Origin of the sequence: Pseudoalteromonas sp. SIMBA_162 (assembly GCF_046535955.1) — a bacterium.
In the GTDB taxonomy this organism is placed as follows: domain Bacteria; phylum Pseudomonadota; class Gammaproteobacteria; order Enterobacterales; family Alteromonadaceae; genus Pseudoalteromonas; species Pseudoalteromonas marina.
In genome coordinates this window covers 1-349 of sequence record NZ_JAWJBQ010000148.1, presented here as the reverse complement: position 1 = coordinate 349, position 349 = coordinate 1, and the positions used below count along the sequence as shown (strand labels likewise).

The following is a 349-nucleotide window of genomic DNA, read 5'->3' as shown; positions in this document are numbered from 1 at the left end:
CGGCAGTTCCACGACACTGTGGGTGTTGCGGATGTCGATGCGACCGATGCGTGAACCTTCGATGCCGCCTTCGTTGGCGAGAGCGCCAACCAGCTGGCCCGGCTTGACGCCGTCACGGTGGCCGACGGCCACACGGTAGAGCTTCATGCCTTCACGCGCGACCGGCGCGGAGTTGCGACGCTCACCGCGTTCCGGACGCTCGGTGCGCTCACCGCGCTCGGAACGCTCGTTGCGACGCGCACCCGGCTTCGGCAGAGACTGGATCGGCGTCTCTTCGGCGCGAGCCATCTTGACGAAGACAGCGGCCAGCTCGACCGGATCGTGACCTTCTTCGACCAGGCTCTGGACC

Annotated in this window: 1 protein-coding gene; it reads right to left on the bottom strand. The window is 67.0% G+C overall.

What is annotated here, in order from left to right:
• Positions 1 to 349: DbpA RNA binding domain-containing protein (locus R0J88_RS19100; RefSeq protein ID WP_410900743.1), on the bottom strand; the 349-nt coding region annotated here is incomplete at both ends.